This is a genomic window from Alloyangia pacifica (assembly GCF_020524285.1).
GTDB lineage: Bacteria > Pseudomonadota > Alphaproteobacteria > Rhodobacterales > Rhodobacteraceae > Salipiger > Salipiger pacificus_B.
Genome location: NZ_JAIVKX010000011.1, coordinates 229,003 through 248,760, shown reverse-complemented (window position 1 = coordinate 248,760; position 19,758 = coordinate 229,003). Strand labels below are relative to the sequence as shown.

General features: G+C 67.6%; 16 protein-coding genes. 8 read left to right on the top strand and 8 right to left on the bottom strand.

Going from position 1 to position 19,758, the window contains the following annotated elements:
* The 8 genes from LC039_RS16860 to LC039_RS16825 all read right to left on the bottom strand — a co-directional run.
* Window positions 1-737, bottom strand: a 737-nt coding sequence (locus LC039_RS16860; protein ID WP_226626610.1) for an aldehyde dehydrogenase family protein, incomplete at its 3' end; no start/stop codon positions are given.
* Between the two features lie 187 nt (window positions 738-924).
* Window positions 925-2,598, bottom strand: coding sequence for a hydantoinase B/oxoprolinase family protein (locus LC039_RS16855; protein ID WP_226626608.1), 1,674 nt, complete (start codon window positions 2,596-2,598; stop codon window positions 925-927).
* Between the two features lie 3 nt (window positions 2,599-2,601).
* Window positions 2,602-4,671 (bottom strand): hydantoinase/oxoprolinase family protein, encoded by a 2,070-nt coding sequence (locus LC039_RS16850; RefSeq protein WP_226626605.1) that lies wholly within the window; start codon window positions 4,669-4,671, stop codon window positions 2,602-2,604.
* 29 nt (window positions 4,672-4,700) lie between these two features.
* Window positions 4,701-5,678 carry an ABC transporter permease gene (locus LC039_RS16845; RefSeq protein ID WP_226626603.1) on the bottom strand — a complete coding sequence of 326 codons (978 nt, stop codon included), beginning with the start codon at window positions 5,676-5,678 and terminating at the stop codon, window positions 4,701-4,703.
* Window positions 5,675-7,213 (bottom strand): sugar ABC transporter ATP-binding protein, encoded by a 1,539-nt coding sequence (locus tag LC039_RS16840; RefSeq protein WP_226626600.1) that lies wholly within the window; start codon window positions 7,211-7,213, stop codon window positions 5,675-5,677. The genes LC039_RS16845 and LC039_RS16840 overlap by 4 nt, the downstream gene beginning before the upstream one ends.
* 104 nt (window positions 7,214-7,317) lie before the next feature.
* Window positions 7,318-8,307, bottom strand: a complete 990-nt coding sequence (locus tag LC039_RS16835; protein WP_226626597.1) for a sugar ABC transporter substrate-binding protein — start codon at window positions 8,305-8,307, stop codon at window positions 7,318-7,320.
* Between the two features lie 100 nt (window positions 8,308-8,407).
* Window positions 8,408-8,956 (bottom strand): hypothetical protein, encoded by a 549-nt coding sequence (locus LC039_RS16830; protein ID WP_226626594.1) that lies wholly within the window; start codon window positions 8,954-8,956, stop codon window positions 8,408-8,410.
* Window positions 8,956-10,188: a metal-dependent hydrolase family protein gene (locus tag LC039_RS16825; RefSeq protein WP_226626590.1), complete on the bottom strand. Its 1,233-nt coding sequence runs from the start codon at window positions 10,186-10,188 to the stop codon at window positions 8,956-8,958. Before LC039_RS16825 ends, LC039_RS16830 begins: the two co-directional genes overlap by 1 nt.
* Window positions 10,189-10,380: 192 nt before the next feature.
* On the opposite strand from LC039_RS16825, the gene LC039_RS16820 reads away from it, so the two are divergent.
* The 8 genes from LC039_RS16820 (at window position 10,381) to LC039_RS16785 (ending at window position 19,636) form a co-directional block, all read left to right on the top strand.
* Entirely contained in the window at window positions 10,381-11,100 is a 720-nt protein-coding gene (locus LC039_RS16820; RefSeq protein WP_226626587.1) for a GntR family transcriptional regulator, read from the top strand.
* A gap of 196 nt (window positions 11,101-11,296) precedes the next feature.
* A complete protein-coding gene (locus LC039_RS16815; RefSeq protein WP_226626586.1) occupies window positions 11,297-12,226 on the top strand; it encodes a dihydrodipicolinate synthase family protein in 930 nt (309 codons plus the stop codon).
* Between the two features lie 26 nt (window positions 12,227-12,252).
* A complete protein-coding gene (locus tag LC039_RS16810) occupies window positions 12,253-13,185 on the top strand; it encodes a proline racemase family protein (RefSeq protein ID WP_226626584.1) in 933 nt (310 codons plus the stop codon).
* 60 nt (window positions 13,186-13,245) lie between these two features.
* Window positions 13,246-14,505 (top strand): NAD(P)/FAD-dependent oxidoreductase, encoded by a 1,260-nt coding sequence (locus LC039_RS16805; protein ID WP_226626583.1) that lies wholly within the window; start codon window positions 13,246-13,248, stop codon window positions 14,503-14,505.
* A 250-nt stretch (window positions 14,506-14,755) separates the two neighbouring features.
* The gene (locus LC039_RS16800; protein ID WP_226626581.1) at window positions 14,756-15,406 is read left to right on the top strand and encodes a helix-turn-helix domain-containing protein; all 651 of its coding nucleotides are present in this window, start codon (window positions 14,756-14,758) and stop codon (window positions 15,404-15,406) included.
* Window positions 15,403-15,909, top strand: a complete 507-nt coding sequence (locus LC039_RS16795; RefSeq protein WP_226626579.1) for a GAF domain-containing protein — start codon at window positions 15,403-15,405, stop codon at window positions 15,907-15,909. Before LC039_RS16800 ends, LC039_RS16795 begins: the two co-directional genes overlap by 4 nt.
* Complete coding sequence (locus LC039_RS16790) at window positions 15,906-17,987, top strand: hydantoinase/oxoprolinase family protein (RefSeq protein WP_226626577.1); 2,082 nt, start codon at window positions 15,906-15,908, stop codon at window positions 17,985-17,987. The genes LC039_RS16795 and LC039_RS16790 overlap by 4 nt, the downstream gene beginning before the upstream one ends.
* Window positions 17,987-19,636, top strand: coding sequence for a hydantoinase B/oxoprolinase family protein (locus LC039_RS16785; RefSeq protein ID WP_226626576.1), 1,650 nt, complete (start codon window positions 17,987-17,989; stop codon window positions 19,634-19,636). The genes LC039_RS16790 and LC039_RS16785 overlap by 1 nt, the downstream gene beginning before the upstream one ends.
* Window positions 19,637-19,758: the final 122 nt, after the last annotated feature.

The following is a 19,758-nucleotide window of genomic DNA, read 5'->3' as shown; positions in this document are numbered from 1 at the left end:
GCGCGGCCGCCGCCGAGCGAGCCGGTGAAGCCCACGGCATTGATCAGCGGGTGCTGCACCAGCGCCTGGCCGACGTCGCGCTTGCCGCCCTGCACGAGCGAGAAGACGCCCTTGGGCATACCGGTCTTCTCGATGGCGGCGAGGATCGCCTCGGCGACGATCTCGCCGGTGCCGGGATGGGCGCCGTGGCCCTTGACCACCACCGGGCAGCCGGCGGCCAGCGCCGCAGCGGTGTCGCCGCCGGCGGTGGAGAAGGCGAGCGGGAAGTTGGAGGCGCCGAAGACCGCGACCGGGCCGATCGGGCGCATCACCAGCTTGATGTCGGGGCGCGGCAGCGGCTGGCGGTCGGGCAGCGCTTCGTCATGGCGGCGGTCGAGGTAGTCGCCCTTGAGGATGTGGCTGGCAAAGAGCCGCAGCTGGCCGGTGGTGCGGCCGCGCTCGCCCTGCAGGCGCCCCTCGGGCAGGCCGGTTTCCTGCGTGCCGATCTCGGTGATCGCCTCGGCGCGGGCCTCGATCTCGTCGGCGATGGCATTGAGGAACTCGGCGCGGGTCTCGCGGCTGGTGTAGCCATAGGACCAGAAGGCCTCTTCGGCGGCCTTGCAGGCCTGGTCGACCAGCGCCGGGGTGCCGACCGAATAGTCATGGCTCGGGCCGTGCGCCGGTTCGGAGGCGAAGGTGGTCTCGCCAGCCACCCAGTCGCCCGCGATCAGGTGCTTGCCGTGCGGGGTGAAACTCATGTCTGTCTCCATTCGGGGGAGCTGTTGAAAGGATGTGCCGCCCCGACGGGGGCGGCGTGATGCTCGGGGCATGGGGTGTCTCCACGGGGCGTCAGGACGGGGTGTCACGGGGCGGGCCCTGCTGGCGCCGGCCAGCGGGGCTCAGGCCGCGTCGCCTTGGGCGCGGTCATCTGAGGCCCCGGTCCCCTCAGCCCTCGTAGCCGTAGACCTCCCGCGCGCGGTCGGCGGTCAGGTAGCCATTGCGCAGGTCGCGCTCGATGTCGGCGCGGGCGCGCAGCTTGGGGTCGCCGTAGCCACCGCCATTGCCGGTGACCACCCGGATCACGTCGCCCTCGTCGACGCGCAGGTTGGTGGTGAAGGCATGGCGCTCGCGGCTGCCGTCGGTGCGCAGAACTTCGGCGTAGTTGACCGAGCCGTCGAGGCCACCCGAGGCGCCCCATGGCGGGATGCGCGAGCGGGTGTAGCCGATCGACAGGAAGTTGCCGTCGGCGCGGACACGGTAGTGCACCTCGATGCCCTTGCCGCCGCGCCACTGGCCCTCGCCGCCCGGCTCGGAGTTCAGCGCGACCTGGTCGACGCCGAGCCCGTAGCGCGCCTCGGCCACCTCGGCGGGGCAGTTGAAGGTCTCGCCGTGGAAGCCGGAGAACTGGCCCGAGACACCGTCGGCGCCCTGCCAGGCGCCCCAGCCGCCGACCTGCGGCTCGACGATCGTGTAGTGCCGTCCGGTTTCGGGGTGCGGGCCGCCCACGCTGGTGCCGCAGATCGAGGCGAAGTTGCCCGCCGGAACGATGCCCGGAAAGTGCTCGGCCAGCGCCCGCAGCAGCATGTCGAAGAGCCGGATCTCGACCTCGGAGTAGTAGCCGAGCGCGCCCGGCGCCTCGACGTGGTAGATCGTGCCCGGCTTGGTGACCACCCGCAGCGGCTTGAAGAACCCGCCGTTGCCCGGCGCGTCGGGATCGGTGAAATCCTTGAAGGCGAGCTGCACGGCGATCTCGGTGCCCTCGCGCGAGCAGTTGAGCGAGCCGGACTGGGCGGGGTTGTCGGTGAGATCGACGATGAACTCGTCGGCGGTGATCTCGAGCGTCACCTTGTGCAGCGCGCCGGAGTCCTGCTCCTCCTCGAAGCTGTAGCGGCCCTGCGGGATCTTCGCGAGGGCCGCGCGTGCGCGACGTTCGCCGAGGTCCATGTAGTCGGAGATCGCCGCGCCGAAGGTGTCGGCGCCGTACTTGCGCACCACCTCCAGCACCCGCCGCTCGCCGATCCGCAGCCCGGCGATGCCGGCCCAGAGATCACCGTGCAGGAAGTCCGGCAGGCGCGAGTTGATCTTCAGGATGTCGAAGACCGCGGTGTTCTCGACGCCTTCGGTGAACAGCTTCACCGCGGGGATGCGCACGCCCTCTTGGAAGATCTCGGTCGCCTCGGTGGACATCGAGCCGGGGACGTTGCCGCCGACGTCGTTCCAATGCGCGATATTGGCGACCCAGGCGACCATCTTGCCGTCATGGAAGACCGGCTGCGCCAGCACCATGTCGTTGAGGTGGGTGACGCCGCCGAAATAGGGATCGTTGGTGGCGAAGACGTCGCCTTCCCTGATCTGGTCCAGCGGGAACTTCCGCAAGAGTCCCATGATCGCCTTGTCGAGCACGCCGATGAAGGCCGGGATGCCGGCGCCCGAGGCGGCGATCTCGCCCTGCGGCGTCAGGATCGAGGTCGACAGGTCGAGCACCTCGTAGATGATCGCGCTCATCGAGGTCTTCACCTGCGCGTAGAACATCTCGTCGGCGATGGCCTCGAGCGCGTTCTGGATGATGTCGAAGGTGACCGGGTCGTAGGTCTTTTGTGCCGAGGAAAGATCGGTCATGGCTCAGCCCCTTGTCTCGATGTGGGTGTTGCCGAAATCGTCGATGAAGACGCGGTTGGTCGGGTGGATCACGATGGTCGTGCCCGGATCCTCGATCACCGCCGGGCCGGCGAAGGCCATGCCGGGCTCGAACTTCGTGCTGTCGTAGATCACCGCCTCGTGCACGCCCTCGGTCGCGTAGTCGACCATGCGGCGGCCCTTGATGGCCTCCTCGAGCGTCGCGCCGGTCTTCGGCAGTGGCACCAGTTCCAGCTTGCCGACCTCCGACGAGGCGATGAGGTGCAGCCCGATGACCTCGACCCCGGCCTGCAGCCGGTAGGTGTATTCACGCTCGTAGATCTCGTGGAAGTCCGCGAGCATCTGCGCGGTCACGGCCTCGGTGACGGGCCCTGCGGGCACCGGAACCTCGACCGCGAACTCCTGGTTCTGGTAGCGGCAGCGGATCATCGGCTGGAAGCTGACCTTGTCGGCGGCGACCCCCTCGCGGGCATATTCCTCGCGCGCCAGGTCCATCGTGTGCGACAGCAGCTGGTCGAGCCCGGCGTGGTCGGTGCCGTCCATCAGGCGGGTCACGAAGTAATCGCGGCGCAGGTCCGACATCATCATGCCCCAGGCCGAGAAGACCGGCGCGCCGCGCGGCACGACCACCTTTTTCACGCCCAGTTCCTGCCCCAGCGCGACGCCGTGCATAGGACCGCCACCGCCGAAGACCACCAAGGTGAAGTCGCGCGGATCGTAGCCGCGGTTGACCGAGACCAGCTTCAGCGCATTGACCATGTTGGAGTTGGCGATGCGCACGATGCCGCGCGCGACCTCCTGCGGGCTGTTGCCCATGCGGGTCGCGAGCCGGCCGAGCGCGCCGTCCAGCGCGTCCATGTCCGCCTCGACCGAGCCGCCGCAGAAGTAGTCCTTGTTGATGCGCCCGAGCGCGAGGTTGGCATCCGTGGTGGTGGCATTCTCGCCGCCACGGCCGTATGCGGCGGGGCCGGGGGTCGAGCCGGCCGATTGCGGGCCGACATGCAGCTTGTCGAAATCATCGACCCAGGCGATCGAGCCGCCGCCGTTGCCGATCTCGACGAGATCGACCACCGGCACCATGATCGGATAGCCCGCCGACTTGCGGTCGCGCTCGATCCAGTAGTCGGTCTTGATGGTGACCTGGTTGTTCTCGATCAGCGAGCACTTGGCGGTGGTGCCGCCGATGTCGAGCGCGAGGATATTGGGCTCGCCGATGATCCGGCCAAGCTCGGCGGCGCCCCAGAAGCCCGAGGCCGGGCCGCTTTCGACCATGGTGATCGGCACCGCCTTGATCGCATCGACGGAATCGACACCGCAGTTCGACTGCATGATGAAGAGCCGCCCCTTGTAGCCCTTGCCGTCGAGGCCGCTTTCCAGCTTCTCGAGGTAGCGCTGCGCCTTGGGCTGCACGTAGGCCGACAGGATCGCGGTGTTGGTGCGTTCGTACTCGCGCCACTCGCGGGTGATCTGATGCGAGGCGACCACGGTCACCTCGGGCCAGCGCGCCTCGATCTCGGCCTTCAGCGCCTTTTCGTGCGCCGGGTTGGCATAGGCATGCAGGAAGCTGATGGCGATCGCCTCGATGCCCTCGGCGCGGAACAGCTCGAGCGTCTCGTCGAGCGACGACAGGTCGAGCGGCGTCACCTCGGCGCCGCGGTAGTCCATCCGGCCCACCATCTCGCGGCGCAGGTAGCGCTCCACGAAGGGCTCGGGCTTGCGGTACATCAGGTTGAAGAAATCGGGGCGGTTGCCGCGGCCGATCTCGATCGCGTCGCGGAAGCCCTTGGTGGTGATCAGCCCGACCTTGGCGCCCTTGCGCTCGGTCAGCGCGTTGATCACCACCGTGGTGCCATGGGCGAAGAAATCCACCGTGCCGACATCGACACCGGCCTTCTCGAGCACGTTCAGCACGCCCTTCTCGAAGTCCGGGGGCGTGGTGTCGGACTTCTCGGTCCGCACCGTCTGCACCCCGCTGGCCAGGTCGGTCTCGAAGTAGACGAGGTCGGTGAAGGTGCCGCCGACATCCGTCGACACGCGGGTAATCTTGTCTGTCATTGCATGTCTCTGTTCTTGAAAGCTTCGGCTCAGCGGCGTTTGCCGCCGGACGCCGCGAGCGCCACCGCGACCACGATGATCACGCCGGTGGTGAGGTCCTTGAAGAAGGGGTTCACGTTGAGGATGTTGAAGCCGTTGTTGATCAGCGCCATCAGCAGCACACCGGCCACCGAGCGCCAGATCGCCCCGGCGCCGCCCATGATCGAGGTGCCGCCGAGGATCACCGCCGCGATCGCCTCGAACTCCATCCCGGTGCCGGCCTGCGGCTCGGCCATCGAGATGCGCGAGACCGCGATGACCCCGGCAAGCCCCGCCGCCATGCCCGACAGCGAGAATGTGGCGATCTTGACCATGTTGGTGCGGATGCCCGAGAGCAGCGCCGCCTCCTCGTTGCCGCCTACGGCAAAGACCCGGCGGCCGAAGGTTGTGCGGTTGAGCACCACCATCATCACGACCATGAACAGCAGGAACAGGATCACCGCGACGTTGACCATGCCGATGCGGCCCCGGCCGACCCAGGAGAACTCGGCGATCCGCACGGGGATCAGCGAGCCGCCGGTGATCAGGATGGCGACACCGCGGTAGACGAGGCTCGTGGCCAGCGTCACGAGGAAGGAATGCACGCCGAAGCCGGTGATGATCACCCCGTTGATGCAGCCCAGCAGGAGCCCGATCAGCGGCCCGGTGAGGATGGCGAGATAGGGGTCCACGTTGATCGCGATCCACCCGGCCGAGACCGAGGCGACGCCGAAGATGGCGCCTGTGGACAGGTCGAAGCCGCCGCCGATGATCACCAGCGTCAGCGCGCAGGCGATGATCGCCAGCGGCGCCGATTGGTTGAGGATGTTGAGCAGGTTGCGGGCGGTCAGGAAGCTGTCGGAGATGAGGCTCAGCCCGACCAGAAGCAGGGCGATGATCACCAGAACGCCGTAGTCGCGGGCGAAATCGCCGGGCGAGACCGAGAAGCGCCGCGGCGCCGAGCCGGGCGAGTTTTGGACAACGCTCATTGCGGGGAAACCTCCTTGGTGCGAGCCGCGGCGCCTTGCTGCCGGAATATCCGGTTCAGCGCCGTCTCGACGGTGAGTTGGCGGCAGTCGACCTCCGCGAAGATCTGGCCTTCGCTCATCAGGTAGCCGCGATGGGATAGGTTGATGACCTCTTCCAGCTCGGAAGAGATGAGCAGCACGCCAACGCCGGAGGCGGCCATCTCGATGATGAACTCGTGGATCCGCTGGCGGGCGCCGATGTCGACGCCGCGGCTCGGCTCGTCGAGGATCAGCAGGCGCGGCTTTTCCACCGCCCACTTCGAGAGCAGCACCTTCTGCTGGTTGCCGCCCGAGTAGAAGGCGACCTCGCCGTCGATCTTGCCGGGGACGATGCCGAAGTGGTCGATCATCTCGGCGGTGCGTCGGCGCTCCTTGCGGGGGTTGATGAAGCCGAAGCGGGAGATCTTGCCGAGCGAGGCCAGCGACACGTTGGGCCGGGTGGTCTGGGTCAGCACCAGGCCCTGCTTGCGGCGGTCCTCGGGCACGAGGGCAATGCCCTGCGCCACGGCGCGGGTGACATTGAGCCGGCTGTTCTGCTGCACCCCCATGATCGAATAGGTGCCTTCGGTGATCCGGTCCGCCCCGAAGAGCGCGCGCGCCACCTCCGAGCGGCCCGAGCCGACAAGCCCGATCAGCCCGACGATCTCGCCGGGGCGGACCTGCAGCGAGATGTCCCTCAGGCCGGTCTCGGTGGCGACGTTTTCCATCTGCACGACGCTGGCGATGTGCCGCGCCGGCGCGGCCGGAAGTTCGGGCCAGCTGATGTCCGAGGCCTGTCCCAGCATGGAATCGACGAGGCTCTGCTTGGTCTCGCCGGCAATGTCGTCGGTGCGGATCACCCGGCCGTCCCGCATGATGGTGACGCGGTCGCAGGTTGCCAGGATATGGTCGAGGAAATGGCTGACGTAGATCACCGTCACGCCCCGCGCCTTGAGCCGGGCAATGAGCTGGTGCAAGCGCTCGGCCTCGTCCTCGGTCAGCGAGGATGTGGGCTCGTCCATGATGATGACCCGCGCCTCGCGGGCGACCGCGCGCATGATCTCGACCTTCTGCCGCTCCGCGATGCGCATGTCGGCGACCTTGGCGTGCGGATCGAGGCCGAAGGCGCAGGTCTGTTCGAGGGTCTCGAACCGCGCCAGGTCGCCCCGCCCGAGAAACCCGGCGGTGTTGCTTTCGAGCCCGAGGAAGACGTTCTGCAGAACCGTGAGCTCCGGCACCAGCTGCAGTTCCTGGTGGATCATCGCGATGCCGCGGCCAAGCGCCTCGCGGGGCGAGAAGCGGGTCACGGGCTTGCCGAAGACCTCGACGCTTCCCTCGTCCGCCGAGTAGTAGCCGCCGACGATCTTGCCGACGCTCGACTTGCCGGCACCGTTCTCGCCGACCAGCGCGTGCACGGAGCCCGCGCGAAAGTCGATCGTGATGTCGTCGAGGATGCGCGTGTCGCCAAAGCTCTTGGCCACGGCACGCAGGCGGACGGCGGGTCCCTTGCCGGTCATAGCCTACCTTTCAGGAGTCAAAGGAGAGGGGCCGGGACGGTGCGATCCCCGTCCCGGCGCCGGGAGGCGGGCCGCGCCGAAAGCGCGGGCCGGCACTGGGCGGATCAGCCCTGCCACTCGGCCTCGAAGTCGGGATGGGCGTCGAGCCAGTCCTTGTCGACCACCGCCGGCATGTCGCGCAGCGAGAACTCGTCGATCCAGTTCGGCACCTCCTCGCCCTTCAGCGAGGTCACCATCGTATCGAGCGCCGCCATGCCCATCGAATGCGGGAACTGCGCGAGCGTGGCGCTGAAGGTGCCGGCGCGGATGCCGTCTACGGTGATCTGGTTGAGGCCGCCGCCGATCGTGTAGATCGAGGAAATATCGATCCCGGCGTCCGCGAGCGCCACTTCGGCCCCCATCAGGTGCTGGTCGGCATTGGCCAGGACGACGTTGATGTCGGGGTTGGACTGCAGGATGTCCTGCATCGCGACCATCGAGGTCTCGGGGCTGTAGTTGCCCTCGCCGGTGGCGACGATCTCGATGTTCGGGTGATCGGCGAAGACGGCCTTGTAGGTGTCGTTGCGCAGGTTGTCGAAGGGGTAGATCAGCTGGCCGATCAGCACGGCGACCTTGCACGGATCCTTGTCCTCGCAATAGGCGGCGACGGCCTCGGCCTGCTTGCGAGCGCCGATGCTGGGGTCGGAGGCGACGGTGACGGTCAGCCCCTCGACCTGCGGCTCCATGTTGGTCAGCTCGGGGCCGATCGGGAACAGCGTGGCGGCGACCTCGACACCCTGGGCGATCGCGTCCTCGAGCGCCGTGGCGATGCCGACGGTGTCGTTCGGGGTCACGATGATCGCATCGAAGCGGCCCCCGGCGGTCAGGTCCTCGACCTGGCTGAACTGGGTGGTGGCCGAGAATTCGCCGTCGAAGATCTCGACGTTGACGTCGTCATACTTGGCGGCGGCTTCCTCGATCCCGGCAAAGATCGCCTGGTTGAAGCCGTTCTGGCTCGAGGCGGCGAGGAAGGCGATGTTCAGATCGTCGGCCATGGCTGTGACCGGCGCCGCGATGGCGCTGCACAGAAGGGCAGTCTTGAAGGGGAGGTTCATCGGAAATCTCCGTGTTGGAAGAGGTTTTCTTTGGTATTGCCCCTGCCGCCGCGGGAGCGGCCGGCGCCAGGGGAGAGCGGCGTCGCGGGCGCGCGGCCCGTCAGCCGATGCCCTCGTAGCCGGCGCCAAGGGGAGCGTCGCCGGGGAGGAAGGTTGCGGTCTCGATCCCCTGCAGGAAGAGCAGCAGGAAGGCAGCGGTGGCGACCGGCTGCCATTGCAAGACGCGCGCGACCCTGTCGGGGGTGAAATGTCCTTTTGGTCCCAGCAGGTTGACCGTGCCGATGACCCGGCCCGAGGCGACCGCCGGCAGGTTCATATTGGACTCGAAGCCGAGGTCGCGGATCTTCTCCCAATCGAAGAAGACCTCGGCGATCTCCTCGATCGTGGTCGAGCTGAAATGCGTGCTGCCGGCGATCACCGTGTCGTAATAGCGGTTCTTCTCAAGCAGCTTGAAATTGCCGGCCGGGTAGGCGTCGAGATCCTCCGAGAAGACCCGGCGCGAGCGCATCTCGTCGAGGTCGTAGACCGAGGCCGTGGTCAGCCCCTTGCCGATGTCGCGGTTGAGCCCCTCGATCAGATAGGCAAAGACCGCGCGGGCGGCATCGGGGCCGGCGACAAGCGCGGCGAGTTTCGCCGGATCATAGGCCATCACGCCGCTCCCATCGCTTCGCGGGCGACGCGGCCTGACTTGACGACCATGCGCAGGTGCTGCTCGGGCCGGCCGAGCAGGGTGATGTCATCGAAGGGGTCGCCCTCGACGACGATGAAATCCGCGCGCGCGCCCTCGGCGATGACGCCGATCTCGCCCTGCTTGCGGCAGGCGAGCGCGCCGACCTCGGTGACCGAGCGCAGGATCTCGGCCGGAGTCAGCACCTTGGCCAGCAGATCGAACTCCATGCCGCCGTACTTCCGCAGCTCGCCCAGAAGATCGGTGCCGAAGGCCATCGGCAGGCCCGCGTCGCGCATGATGGCCAGCGATTCCAGTCCCTTGTCCCGGACGATGTCGACCTTTGCCTGTTCTGACGCACCCAACCCGAGGGCCGCGCCTTCCAGCTTGAGCCCCTCGTAGGCGACCAGCGTCGGCACGGCGAAGCAGCCGGCCTCGGCGGCCATCTTCGCGGTTTCCGGGGTGATCAGGTTGCAGTGCTCGAGCGACTTCACGCCAAGCTCGACGCAGCGGCGGATCGCGGCATCGTGGTAGACATGGGCCGAGACGTAGGTGTTCGCGTTCTCGGCTTCCTCGACCATCGCGAGGATCTCGGCGCGCGAGTACTGGATCGAGTCGATCGGGTCATTGGGCGAGGCGACGCCGCCGTTGGCCATGACCTTGATGAACTTCGCGCCTTCCTTCAGCATCTTGCGGCAGGCCCGGCGCACCTCGTCGACGCCGTCGACCAGCACGCCCATGTTGCCGAGCCGCCAGCCCATCGCGTCCGGGCGCACGTCGGTGCGGGCGCGCAGGTCGGTATGGCCGCCGGTCATCGACAGGCCCTTGCCGCAGATCACCAGATCCGGGCCGTCGATCAGCCCGTCCTCGACGCCCTGCACGAGGCCGATGTCGGCGCCGCCGAGGTCGCGCACGGTGGTGAAGCCTCGGTCGAGCAGGCCCTCCATGATCTTCGCGGCGCGCAGCGCGGCCAGGGAGTCGGGGGCGGTGACGTTGGACCAGAGATCGAGCGAATGGGCGACCACGTGGAAGTGGGCGTCGATCAGGCCGGGCATCAGGGTCTTGCCGCCGAGGTCGATGCGGGTCGCGTCCCCGGGGATCTCGCCGCCGATGCTCAGGATTCGGTCGCCCGAGGTGACCACGGTCACCGGGGCGCCCAGAGTCTCGGCCTCGAGATCGGGAATGCGTGCGTTCAGATAGGCTACGGGAGTCATGGTCTTGGCCTCGGTCGGTTCCAATTCGGGGATGTCCCCGGGGCGGGGCCCGGAGGGGCTGTCGCCGCGTCATGCAGAAGGCGTAGCAATCTGGATTTGGTTTGTCGACAAAAAAAATATTCATGACGCTCTAGTCGTGAATGCAAATATTATCCAGAATGCGTTGACCAAAATTCCAGCATGAGAGAACGCATGGCCAAGGCAGCACAGAAACAGGATCCGGCAGCAACGGTCGTCAAGCGCGGCGAGGGGGTGTCCCACGTGTATGAAATCCTGCGCAACGAGATCATCGAGCTGAAACTCGTGCCGGGCAGCCCGATCGACGAGACCCTGCTCTCGGAGCGGTTCGCCATGTCGCGGACGCCGATCCGCGAGGCGCTGGTACGGCTTGCGGCCGATGGTCTGATCACCACGCTGACCAACCGCACGACCATCGTGTCGAACATCGACTTCTTGCAGATGGGCGCCTTCTTCGACGCGCTGACTCTGATGTACCGGGTGACGGCGCGGCTGGCGGCGAGCAACCATGTCGCCGAGGACATTCCGGCGATCCGGGCGCATCAGGCGACGTTCGCCGCCTTTGTCGAGGAGCGCAACGTGCTTGGCATGATCGCGGCGAATCGGGATTTCCATGTTGCGATCGCCGAGGCCGGGCGCAATCCCTACTACACCGCGCTGTTCAAGCGACTGCTCGACGAGGGGCGGCGCATCCTGCGGCTCTACTACCACTCCTACGATGACAACCTGCCGCGGCAGTACGTGACCGAACACGAGGACATCATCAGCGCCATGGTGGCGCGGGATGTCGAGCGGTCCGACGCCCTGGCGATCGCCCATGCCGACCAGATCGTGCGGCAGATTCGCTCCTACATCTCCGCCGACAATCGCAGCTCGCCGCGCATTCAGCTCTGATAACCGCGCAAAAACCGGGGGTTGGCCATCGCCTGCGGTGCGATGACGGCTTCCGCGGCAGCATTAAATTTTATTTGTCGACAGAGCGTCGGCCCGGTGTTAGGCATGGTGCATACAGCACGGGATGCCGACAGCCTCGCTCCCGTCCCAGACAAGGCCGCACCCGTCCGGCCCGCAGCTTCAAAAGGACACGCGCATGAGCGACAGTATCTTCACCGGCACCATCCCGGCCCTGATGACCCCCTGCACGGCGGACCGGATGCCGGATTTCGACGCGCTCGCCCGCAAGGGCCGGGAGCTGATCGAGGCGGGCATGTCTGCCGTCGTCTACTGCGGGTCCATGGGCGACTGGCCGCTGCTCACCGATGAGCAACGCATGGCGGGCGTCGAGGCGCTGGTGAAGGCGGGCGTGCCGACGATCGTCGGCACCGGGGCGATCAACACCAAGTCGGCGGTGCGCATCGCCGCCCACGCCAAGGAAGTCGGCGCGCAGGGCCTGATGGTGATCCCGCGCGTGCTCTCGCGCGGCACCTCGGTCTCGGCGCAGAAGGCGCATTTCTCGGCGATCCTCGAGGCGGCGGATCTGCCCGCGGTGATCTACAACAGCCCCTACTACGGTTTCGCGACCCGCGCCGACCTCTTCTTCGAGCTCCGCCAGTCCTATCCGAACCTGATTGGCTTCAAGGAATTCGGTGGTGCGAAGGATCTGTCCTATGCCGCCGAGACCATCACCTCGGGCAACTCGGATCTGACGCTGATGGTCGGTGTCGACACGCAGGTGGTCCACGGCTTCGTCAACTGCGGCGCCACCGGCGCGATCACCGGCATCGGCAACGCGCTGCCCAAGGAGGTTCTGCATCTCGTGTCGCTGGCCAAGGCCGCCGCGGCGGGGGATGCCGAGGCGCGGGCCAAGGCGAAGGAGCTGGAAGAGGCGCTGATGGTGCTGTCGCGCTTCGACGAGGGCGTCGACCTGGTGCTCTTCTACAAGTACCTGATGGTGCTGAACGGCGATGCGGAATACTCGCTGCACTTCAACGAGACCGACGCGCTGTCGCCGGCGCAGGCGGCCTTTGCGGAAAGCCAGTACAAGCTGTTCAAGGCCTGGTACGCCAACTGGGTGAAGTGAGCGCGGCGCGGGCCGAGGAGGGCAGCATGCATGTGATCGACAGCCACACCGGCGGAGAGCCGACGCGGGTGATCCTCGACGGCGGGCCGGACCTGGGGTCCGGGCCGCTCGCCGAACGGGCGCATCTGCTGGCCACGAAGTACCGCGACGCCTACCGGGCGATCATGCTCGAGCCGCGGGGGCAGGTCGCCATGGTGGCCGCCCTCCTGGTCGAGCCGGTCGATCCCGACTGCGTGACCGGGGTTATCTATTTCGACGCCGCCGCGGTGCTCGGCATGTGCGGGCACGGCACCATCGGCCTTGCCGCCACGCTGGTGCACATGGGGCGGATCGGCCCCGGCACGCACAAGATCGAGACACCGGCGGGCGTGGTCACCGTCGAGGTGCATGACGCCAATACGGTCACGGTGACCAATGTCGAAAGCCGGCAGGTTCTGGCGCAGGCCTCGGTCGAGGTGGAGGGCATCGGCACGGTGAGCGGGCAGGTCGCCTATGGCGGCAACTGGTTCTTCCTGGTCGATCCCAGCCCGATCCCGGTGGCCACCGGCAACATCCGCCAGCTCACCGATGTCACCGTGGCCACGCGCAGGGCGCTGCACGCGGCGGGGATCGGTGGCGAGACGGGCGAGCCGGTGGATCACGTGATCTTCTACGGCCCGAGCGAGACCCCCGGGGTACACAGTCGCAACTTCGTGCTCTGCCCGGACGATGCCTACGACCGCTCGCCCTGCGGCACCGGCAGTTCGGCGCGGCTGGCCTGCCTTGCGGCCTCGGGGCAGCTTGCCGCGGGCGAGGAGATCGTGCAGGAAAGCGTCATCGGCTCCTCCTACCGGCTGTCCTGGCGCAAGGGTCCGAACGGCGGGGTGATCCCCTCGATCACCGGGCAGGCCTACGTGATGGCCGAAAGCCGTCTGCTGTTTGCCGAGGGCGATCCCTTCCGGGATGGCATCTCGCTCTGATCACTCCGCCCGGCGGCAGGCTCCGCCGGGACCACGCATCCCTTCACGGCGCATTCGAGCATGAACCAGTCCGGCACAGAGGAAATCGTCGTCATCGGCGCGGGGATCATCGGCGTTGCGAGCGCGCTTGCCCTGTCCCGAGCGGGCCACCGCGTCCGCCTGCTGGACCGCAAGGGCGTGGCGGCGGAGACCTCGCGCGGCAATGCCGGGGCCTTTGCCTATACCGACATCGAGCCGCTGGCGGCGCCGGGGATCATGCGCAAGGCGCCGCGCTGGCTGCTCGATCCGCTCGGGCCGCTGTCGGTGCCGCCCTCCTACGCGCTGAAGATCGCGCCTTGGATGCTGCATTTCTGGCGGGCGACACGGCCGGACCGGCACGCCGCCGCGATCCGGGCACAGGCCGAGCTGATGACCCTGTCCCGCGCCGCCCTCGAACGGTTGATCGCGGATGTCTCGGGCGAGGCGCTGATGCGTCGCGAGGGGCAGCTTCAACTCTACGAGGGGCGCGCGGAATTCGAGGCCAGCCTGCCCGCTTGGGAGCTGCGCCGCGCGCATGGCGTTGCCTTCGACCTGCTGGAGAGCCCGGCTGCGATCGCCGAGATCCAGCCCGGCGTCGCGCCGCGCTTCACCCACGCGGGGTTCACCCCGGCCTGGATGAACACCGTCGATCCCGAGGTCTGGACGACGTACTTGGCGCAGCAGGCGGTCGCCGCCGGCGCGCGCATCGAGACCGCCGAGATCCGTGGCCTGCGGGCGATCGAGGGTGGAGTCGAGATCGACACCGGGCAGGGCACCCTGCGGGCCGGGCAGGTCGTGGTCGCCGCGGGCGCCTGGTCGCACCACCTGGCCCGCACCCTCGGCGACCGGATCCCGCTGGAGACCGAACGCGGCTACAACACCACCTTCCCGACCGCGGCGTTCGACCTGCGGACCCACCTGACCTTCACCAACCACGGCTTCGTGGTGAGCCGGATCGGCGAGGGACTCCGGGTCGGCGGCGCGGTGGAGCTCGGAGGGCTGAAGACGCCGCCGAACTACCGGCGCTCCGAGATCCTCGTGCAGAAAGCGAAGAGCTTCCTGCAGGATTTCGAACCCGAGGGCGGCACGCAGTGGATGGGGTTCCGCCCCTCGCTGCCCGACAGCCTGCCGGTGATCGGACGCTCGCCGCGGTCCGAACGGGTGATCTATGCCTTCGGGCACGGGCATCTCGGCCTGACGCAATCGGCGGGCACCGCGGAACTGGTGCGCGCGCTGCTGGCCGGCGAAACCCCCGAGATCTCGCTGACCGCCTTCCGCCCGACGCGCTTCGCCGAAAGGTGAACCGCCTCCGGCTGCGCGCTGGGTGCGCTGAGTCGGCGGGTGTGCCGGCCGACGTTTCGACCGTGTCGATCAAGGCAGCGCCGCTCTTCCTATGATTGCACTGCACGCGAGGAGGGACGGGAAAAAGCACCGCCTTCGATCAAAAATCGTGCACGTATTTTTTTTGTCGACAAATAAGATACCTTAGACTTGCGCTTTCCGCCGGGCTGCCGTGAATTGAAGTCACGCTTCAAAAACTGAAGGCCGATCCGTGACCAAGCCCGTTCAGAAAGCCGCATCTTTCCTGACCGTTGGGGATAGACTTCGGGCCCGCCGGAAGGCCCTGAAGGTGCCGCTGCGCGCGGTCGCCGAGGGCACCGGCCTGTCCATCGGCTTCATCTCGCAGGTCGAGCGCGGCGTCTGCGAGCCCTCGCTCACATCGCTGACGGCGATCACCAAGGAGCTGGGTGTTTCGGTCTCGGACATCCTGCCGGAGCTTTCCGCAGTGCCCGAGGCGACGCGCACCCTGTCGCGGCGGCGGCATCAGCTCCGGCCCAGCGACACGGGCACGCATTCCTACGAGCGGATCACCACCACCTTCCCGGGCTCGACCCTCACCGGTGTGCTGATCCACGAGCCGCCCGGTGTCCGTGTCGAGCCGCAGAGCCACGAGGGCGAGGAGATGTTCTTCATGCTCCGCGGCAGCATCACAGTGGAGCTCGATGGCCGTGCGGTGGTGCTGGCCGAGGGTGACACGCTGCATTTCTCGTCGCGCCGCAGGCACGCCACCTGGAACCACACCCCCGAGCCCGCGGTCATGCTGCACGTCTGCACCATGGACGTTTTCGGCGACCAGATTTCCGACGACGCGCTCGGTGTTCACGCCGGGCATCAGCCTTTCCAGAAAGACCCAGAAACATGACTGAATGGATCGAATTCGCGACCGCCATCGCTGCGCCCGGTGATCTCGAGCCAGCCTTCGAGGCGCTCTGGCAGCTCACCGATCACGAGATCGGCGCGCCGCTCTTCACGGTGATGACCTTCGATCAGGATACCCGCCTGTCGACCCGCATCTGGTCGTCGATGCCGGAGGCCTACCCGCCGCAGGGCACCAAGCCGCTGCCGGAGAGTGACTGGGCCGACCTGGTGCTGGGTCAGCAGAAGCCTTTCGTCGCCAACAGCATCGAAGAGATCGCCGGGCATTTCGCCGACCACGAGCTGATCCAGAGCCTCGGTTGCGAGAGCTGCCTCAACCTGCCGATCGTCTACGGCGGCAGGGTGCTCGGCACGCTGAACTGCCTTGACGTCGCGGGCCACTACACGCCTGAGCGCGTCGCCCATGCGGCGCGGCTGGTGGCGCCCGGCGCGCTCTGCCTGCTGCGTCTGAGCGAGGTCGGACGGCTCAGCGAGGAGCCCGTGCAATGACCAAAACGATCCGCGTCGCCACCGACGTCGGCGGCACCTTCACCGATCTGGTCTGTTTCGAGACCGACAGCGTGACCGGCGAGTCCCGCGTCACCACTGCCAAGTCGGACACCACCCCGCCGAACTTTGAGCAGGGGGTGCTGAACGTGCTCGAGAAGGGCGGTGTCGCGGCAGGCGACATCGACTTCATGGCGCATGGCACCACGGTGGTGATCAACGCGCTGACCGAGCGCAAGGGCGTGAAGGTCGGGCTGATCACCACGCTGGGGTTCCGCGACACGCTGGAGATCGCCCGCGGCAACCGGCCCGATTTTTTCAACCTGGACTACGAGAAGCCCAAGCCCTTCGTCCGCCGGGCGCTGCGCCGCGAGGTGCCGGGCCGGATGAACTACAGGGGAGAGGAAACCGCGGCGCTGGATCTCTCCGGCCTTGCCGGGATCGTTGCCGATTTCCAGGCCGAGGGGGTCGAGGCCGTGGCGGTCTCGCTGCTGCATTCCTATGCCAACCCTGCGCATGAAGAGGCGGTCCTGGCGGAGCTGCGCAGGCTTTGGCCCGACGTCTCGGCGGTGGGCTCCCACCAGATCAGCCGCGAATGGCGGGAATACGAACGCTCGAACTCCGCGGTGCTCTCGGCCTACGTGCAGCCGGTGGCGGAGCGCTACCTGCGGCGACTGGAGAGCGGCCTCGCCGAGGACGGGTTCGACGGGCAGCTCTATGTGATGCAGTCCAATTGCGGCGTCGACAGCCTCGAGGCGACGGCACGCATCCCGATCACCATGGTCGAATCCGGCCCGGCCTCGGGCTTCTGGGGCGCGGCCGAACTGGGCAAGCTGATCGGCGCGCCGGACGTGCTGGCGCTGGACATCGGCGGCACCACGGCGAAATGCTCGCTGATCAAGGATGGTGAGGTCACCATCATGACCGACTACTGGATCGAGCGCGACCGGACCTCGGCGGGCTACCCGATCATGGTGCCGGTGGTCGACCTCGTCGAGATCGGCAATGGCGGCGGCTCGATAGCCTGGGTCGACGATTTCAGCAAGCTGCACGTCGGGCCGCAGTCGGCGGGCGCCTCGCCCGGACCGGCGGCCTATGGGCGCGGCGGCAGGGACGCCACCACGACGGATGCCAATCTCTGGCTCGGCCGGATCAACCGCGACTATTTCTGCGGCGGCGCGGTCGAGGCTGACATGGAGGCGGCAGGAGCGGCGCTGCAGAAGGTCGCCGATGCGCTCGGCATCGACCGCGACGAGGCGGCGCGCGGCATCGTGCGGATCGCCAACAACAACATGGTCAACGCGCTCAAGCTGGTCTCGCTCAACCGCGGCCACGACCCGCGTGACTTCGTGCTGGTGGCCTTTGGCGGCGGCGGTGCGATGCACGCGGTGGCGCTGGGGCAGGAACTGGGCGTGAAGAAGGTGGTGATTCCCACCGGCGCCTCGGTGTTCTCGGCCTGGGGCATGATGATGTCGGACCTGCGCCGCGACTATTTCCTGACCGCGCTGGCCGATCTCGCACCGGGCGCATCCGCGGGCATCGAGGCGCAGTTCGCCGCCGTCGAGGCGCAGGCGACGGCGCAGTTCGAGGCCGAGAATGTCTCGCCCGGCAAGGTGCAGTTCAAGCGCTTCGGCAAGTTCCGCTACCAGAACCAGGAGCATACGGTCGAGGTGCCGATCGAGGGGGCCGTGACCGAGGCTGCGCTGGCGCAGATCACCGAGGATTTCCACGCCGCCTACCAGAAGGAATACACCTACCGCCTGGCCGCCCCGGTCGAGATGGTCGGGCTGCACGTCATCGCCTCTGCCGAGGTGGGCAAGCTCACGCCGGTCGAGCAGCCCCTGGGGGACGCGCCTGCCAGCGACGCCATGAAGGGGCGGCGCAAGGTCGACTACGCGGTCGAGGGCATCCACGAGGCGGATATCTACGACGGCGAGAAGATCCGCCCGGGCATGAGCTTCGCCGGTCCCGCGGTGATCGAGGACCCGGGCACGACCATCGTCATTCACCCGGGCAACCGGGTCGAAATGGATCGCTGGGGCAACCTGCACATCATCCTCAAGACGGCGGAGGTCGCGTGATGGCGAACGATCCGATCACCAACGAGATCATCCAAAACTCCCTGCAGGCGGTGGCCGACGAGATGTTCGTCGCCATGCAGAAGACCGCGATGAGCTCGATCATCTACGAGGTGCTCGACATGGGCACCGGCATCACCGACGCCGGCGGCGAGCTGGCCTCGTCGGGCGCGGGCATTCCCGCCTTCGTCGGCGTGCTCGACAAGGCGGTGAAGATGATCGCCGCCAAGTTTGCCGGCGAGGTTGCCCCGGGCGACGTCTTTGCGGTGAACGACCCGTTCCACGGCGGCGTCACCCACCTCAACGACATCATCGTGGCGATGCCGGTGTTTGCCTCTGGCAAGCTCGTCGCCTGGACCGCGAACATCGCGCACAACTCCGATGTCGGCGGCATGGCGCCGGGATCGCTCACCGGCGAGGCCAAGGAGATCTTCCAGGAGGGGCTGCGACTGCCGCCGATCCGGATCATCGACGCGGGCAAGCCGATCGCCTCGGTCTTCGATATCATCCGTCTCAACTCGCGCATGCCGGAGGTTCTGGAAGGCGACGTCTGGGCGGCCATTTCCTCGGCCCGCGTCGGCGCCCGCCGCATCGAGGAGATCGCGGCGAAATACGGGGCCGACGTCTTCGAGGCGGCGCTGGTGGATTTCATGGACTTCGGCGAGGCGGTCTCGCTCAAGGGGCTGAAGGCGCTGCCCAAGGGCACCTTCGAGCTGACCGAGGAGCAGGACGACGGCTCGGTCTTCAACGTCAAGATCACGCTCACCGACGAGACCTTCACCGTCGATCTGCGCGACAACCCCGACCAGGTGGCGGGCCCGATCAACTCCTGCCGCGACGGGGTGATGATCGGCGCGCAGATGATCCTGAAATCGCTGACCGACCCACGCGGCCCGGCCAACGGCGGCTCGTTCCGCCCGATCGAGCTGCTGACCCGCGAGGGCTCGGTCTTCGATGCGCAGGAGCCGGTGGCCATGGGCTTCTACTACGAGATCGAACTGCGCGCCTACGACCTGATGTGGCGCTGCCTCGCGCCGCACATGCCCGAGCACCTGGGCGCGGGTCACTTCGGTTCGGTCTGCGGCACCTTCATCGGCGGCATCCACCCGGACACCGGCCGGCCCTACACTATCGTCGAGCCGCAGGTCGGCGGCTGGGGCGCGGCGCAGGGCAAGGACGGGAACTCCGCCATCTTCTCGGCCTTCCATGGCGAGACCTACAATTGCCCGGCCGAGATCAACGAGGCCCGCAACGGCGTCATCATCGACCGCATGGAGCTGAACTGCGCACCCGGCGGCGAGGGCCGCGAGACCGGCGGGCGCGGCGTGGTGATCGACTACCGCACCCGCGCCGAGGACGGTTACGTCACCGTCGGCTACACCCGGTCGCGCTTCCCGGCCTGGGGGCTCGATGGCGGCAGGGACGGCAGTCCCAACTACGTGCGCTTCATCCCGCAGGAGGGCGCGCCGCAGGAGTTTGCCTTCGTCTCCGGCCTCAAGACGCGCCCCGGCGACGTCATCCGGGTGATCACCGGCAACGGTGGCGGGCTGGGCGATCCCTGCGAGCGTCCGGCGACCAAGATCGCCGAGGATATCTTCGACGGGCTGCTCACGCCCGAGCACGCGAAGGACGTGTACGGCTATGACGGCTGAGACCCTTCGCGCGCGGGGCCGACGTCGGTGCGGATGTCCGGGCGCATCGCTTGGCGCGCTCCCCGGCGCCCTGAACACAGCTTCCGGAACGCGCAGCATCGCGGGGCCGGAGCGGAAAGGAA